This is a genomic window from Mesorhizobium sp. WSM4976 (genome assembly GCF_029625685.1).
In the GTDB taxonomy this organism is placed as follows: Bacteria; Pseudomonadota; Alphaproteobacteria; order Rhizobiales; family Rhizobiaceae; genus Mesorhizobium.
Genome location: NZ_JARTVT010000071.1, coordinates 1 through 4,488 on the forward strand (window position 1 = coordinate 1; position 4,488 = coordinate 4,488).

General features: G+C 61.5%; 3 protein-coding genes. All 3 read left to right on the forward strand.

What is annotated here, in order from left to right:
* The first annotated feature begins 390 nt into the window (after positions 1-390).
* A complete protein-coding gene (locus P9272_RS35555; RefSeq protein ID WP_278164846.1) occupies positions 391-639 on the forward strand; it encodes a hypothetical protein in 249 nt (82 codons plus the stop codon).
* A 590-nt stretch (positions 640-1,229) separates the two neighbouring features.
* Complete coding sequence (locus P9272_RS35560; RefSeq protein WP_278164848.1) at positions 1,230-1,475, forward strand: hypothetical protein; 246 nt, start codon at positions 1,230-1,232, stop codon at positions 1,473-1,475.
* Between the two features lie 15 nt (positions 1,476-1,490).
* Positions 1,491-4,488: hypothetical protein (locus P9272_RS35565; RefSeq protein WP_278164850.1), on the forward strand; the 2,998-nt coding region annotated here is incomplete at its 3' end.

The following is a 4,488-nucleotide window of genomic DNA, read 5'->3' on the forward strand; positions in this document are numbered from 1 at the left end:
CAGTCCCGTGGGTGTTAAGTCGTCGAGTTGTACAATACCGTCCGACCCCACAGCGCGATCGGCAACAAGCCGCCGATATCGCTCATGAAAGGCTCATCGGCGGCTTCCGCTACCTGAGCCAAACACCCCGGAAGTTCCGGCCCGGGGCGATCCAAAGACGGGGAGCACCTCACCTGAGCCAAACACCCCGGAAGTTCCGGCCCGGGGCGATCCAAAGACGGGGAGCACCTCAAAACCGCGGACAGGGCTAACTTATAGGCGCGGACAAAACGGGGAGCAGGTCAGGCCGCCCGCTTGCTGCCTGATCCCCGAGGCCAGGTGCTAGCCCGCGCGGTTCTGAAGCCTCAAAGGCCGCTGAACCTTTTCCGCATTCTGCTATTATAAGCCGCCATGCCTAGGTTCTTCTTCGATCTTTCCGATACTGGAGATGTCTATCACGACGCGCGCGGAGCCCTGCTGCTGGGCGCCGAGTCGGCCAAGGAAAGGGCAATGGAAATGGTCCGCAAGCTAGTGGCCGGGCCGCCGCCCCCTGGATATCGCGACTTGGCGTGTACAGTTCGCGACTTCGATGGCAATCAGATCATGCAGATCAGGATTGAATTCGGAAGGCCGGCCGTTATCCCTGGAAATTCAAAATAGCCTGCCACCGCAGGTGCCGGACCGGTTAGGCGCATACCGTAGCGGGAAGCTACGGCGGGATGCCACTGGTCGGTGCGCCTAAGCACAGCATGCCCCAACAGAAGACTAGCGCGAGTCTCTGCGCGTTCGATAGCATTTCTGGCGCTATCGAACAGGGGTGGGACAAAAGTCCCCGTGGCTAAGGTACCATTTACCACAGGTCGGCGAGCGAATTAATATTTAACTTTGCTAAAATGAGCGTAATGTTCTCGGGCTCATGTTTTGAGCGGGAGGCGTACAGGCAGTCAATGCCTGGTGGAGAGGGGCGGGGTTGAGTATGCCCTCATTGTCGATCCTTGGTGCCCGCCGTTGGTGGGCCACCGATGCGCTCAGGACGCATCCCCCCAGCAATGCCTAAGGGGGCATGGCGAGGAGGGGCAGCGGCGGCTCTCCCGGTACCCTCTACCCCCTGAAGTCAATCCAGAACTCCAGTTTCCTTTAACGATGGCGCGCAGCGCTGGCTCCGGCCCGCGGATGTGCGTCCGTGCGGCCGGTTGCCGGGCGTTGGGCCGATTACAGCGCCAGCCGCTTTGAAACCAGGGAGAGTCTCGATGGCGATCGACATCCTGACCCGAGACATCGTTGTCGACGAGCCCTCCGACCGCACGGACGGTCATGTTGATCCGCCCGCGAGGCCGCACTGCGCCATGCTGCAATATCTCTCAAGTCGCGAGGGTTCGGGCGGACTGCCGCTCACCCGGCCGACTTCGTGCAGGCCCCATCCCACGCGGATGGGTTCAGTGAACATCGGAAATCGAGACTGCGAAACAGCAACGCCGCGGCGCATTCGCCGCTGAGCAGGGAGACACACCATGTCACTTACCATCACCGGCAACGTCATTGAGGACGAAAACCTAGGACTGACAACTCTTGCGACAGACACCGACGCCACAGACTCCGACGACAACGTCACGCTAAACACTTTCCAGACCACTATTTTGTCATCGCTGGGGGACAGGCTGACGGCGCTCGGCATCTATCCCGATACAACGACGAACGCAGGCAGCGGCACGACCGCAGCGATCGGCATCTCCGAGGACACGATCGTCAGCACGACCGACCAGAATTTGAAGCTCACCGACAGTACCGGCGGAGCGTTGAACGGCGTCGACACCGGCTTTACGGCCATTGATGGCAACGAGATCTACCTCTATTCCGACCTGAGCAATCCGGACATCGTGCTCGGCAAAGAGGCGGACGGCACGGTCGCCTTCGCGATCCTGCTGCAGCCGACAAACGGGGGCGCCACGATCTGGGTCGTGCAGTACGAAGCCCTTACAAACACGAACCCCTCGGTGGGCGAGGACGCGAACACCCTCGATCTCTCCAACCTCGTCTACGTCAGCGGATCGTCCAGTTCCACCTCGTCGTTCAACATCGGCACCAAGCAACCCGGCCAGAACTACTGGCTGCCGTTCACCAGCACCGACGGCACATCGACCGTCATCGTCACCGGGCTCGACGCCAGCACGTCCAATCCAGACACCGTCAACACCAGTTCGAGCGGCGACGGCAGCGACAGCCAGTCGATCACTCCCGGCAAGGCCCTGCGCTTCGATTTCGTGTCGAGCTTCACCGGCGGCAACACCAAGGACAAGACATTCCTTTCCGACGGCACGCTCAACAGCCTCGTTTATATCGAAGGAACAGGAGCGAGCTTCGACATCAGCCAGGTGACCCCCACAAACAGCCTGATCAACCTCAAGATCATCGCCCAGAACGAACCCGCTACCGCCACCACATTCGGCACCACGCAGACGGACACATCCACAAGCGTCCAGCTAGGTGAAATCGATGTCTACAACAGCAGCGGTGTCTTGATCGCTTCATCGACACAGACCACTGGCAATCATGGCATCACCTTCGTTACGGACGGCGGCGGCAACCTCACCGGCGAAGTCCACGGCCTCACCGCCGGGGAGAAAATCGCGTTCACCACCCTGGGCGGCGCTCAGTTCGATCAGTTTGTGGTCGAGAACGTCTTGCCTCCCGGCAACACGCCCGGCTTCGACATCCTCAACGTCACGGAAACCCAGACGAACACGACCACCGACACCAGCCAAGTCGGCTCGCACATCATCTTCGAGGATAGCGTGCCGAGCGCGAGCACCAGCAAGGTTGCAAAGGAGGTCGATGAAGATGCGCTCTCGGCCAATCTGCTTCCGGACAAGGATGGCAGCGCGACGGCGAGCGGCTCGGTGACGACCCTGTTCAATCCGGGCGCCGACACGCCGCTTTCTTACAAGCTGTCGAGCGACTTTTCGAGCCTGACGAGCCAAAGTCTCGTGTCGGGGGGCACGCCGCTGAGCTACAGCGTCTCCCTCGACGGGACGACCCTGACTGCGACGGGATCCGGTGGCGCGACGGTGTTCACGCTGACGTTGGACACGAGCGGAAACTGGACCTTCACGCTCTCGGCTCCGGTCGATCACGGACCGGGCGCGAACGACGCCAGCAACACCGTCATCGACTTCAGCGGGCTGATCCTGGCGGCCGATGCCGACAACCCGAATTTCGCGGCCGGCGACATTGCCACCGCCGCCACGGGGGCGCTGACGGTGAAAGTCATCGACGACGTGCCTGTGAACTTCATTCCGGAGGCTATCGTCAGTGGCGACAACGTGCAGGATGCCGCCGGCCAGAGCTTCACCGGAAATCTGATCAACACGGACCCCTCCGACGGGACCGTCGATCCAAATTCGTCGCTCACCATCAAGGAACACGCCGGCGCAGACGGCTTCGGCGCTCTGACCTTCACCGGCGGCACGGACGGTGACCTTCTGACCGGCACGATCGGCGGCACCAGCCAGACCCTGCAAGCCGGCGGGAACGACATTCACCTGTTCGGGTTCGGCACCGGCACGCTGACGGCGACGACCGATCCGACCGGCGCCAATGCGGCGGACGATGTCTTCACGATCACCCTCGATCCCGACGCCAGCACCTATACCTACAACATGCTCCAGGCGATCGGGAACGGCTCAAGCTTCACCTTCAGCGACTTCGCGGACGTGCCGGCCGGCAACTACGCCTGGTTCTCTCTGCCGTTCAACCCGACGACGAAACAGCCCGTCAGCCCCGGCAAGTCGGTCGTCTTCACCGGGCTCAACCCCGGCGTCGATACGGTCAATCCAAGCTCGATCGGCGTCGGCACGGACAAGCAGGCGGTCGCGCCCGGCAAGGCCATCCGCCTCGACTTCGTCGACAACGTGCACTCGATCACCTCCACGACGGCCCTGAAGTCGCTCAGCACGCTGAGCTTCCTCGATCATTACGAGGTCAACAACTCAGGCTTCACGCTGAGCCAGGTCAGTCCGAATGGAAAGACAGTCGACATCCGCCTCGACGCCTTCGACGTTCCGACATCGGCCACGACCTTACAGACGACAGACACCAACCAACAGAAGATCACCGAGGTCAAGATCGTGACTGAGGACAGCAGCGGCCACATCACCGGCTCCCCCCTCGCCGATTTCAAACTAGGCGAACTCCCAGCCCTGGACACGCAGAGCTTCACTGCTGGCGGCGTCAGCCAGACAGTGACGGCGCACTTCGCGCCAACGGGCGACACCAATGGCGTAGATCTGGCAGGTCTGAAGCTTGCGCCGGGAGAGTTCATCCTCGTCAGCACGGCTACCGGCTTCGATCGTCTGGAGGCGACCAATATCGGCACTGTCTACAACAACAAGGACTCCTTCGATATGGGCGCGGTGTCGGTCTCAACCTTCAACGCCGGCCAGCCCGTCAACATGGCCTTCAACCTCGCGCTGCAGGACTATGACGCGTTCAATAGCGGACTGAACAGTAACC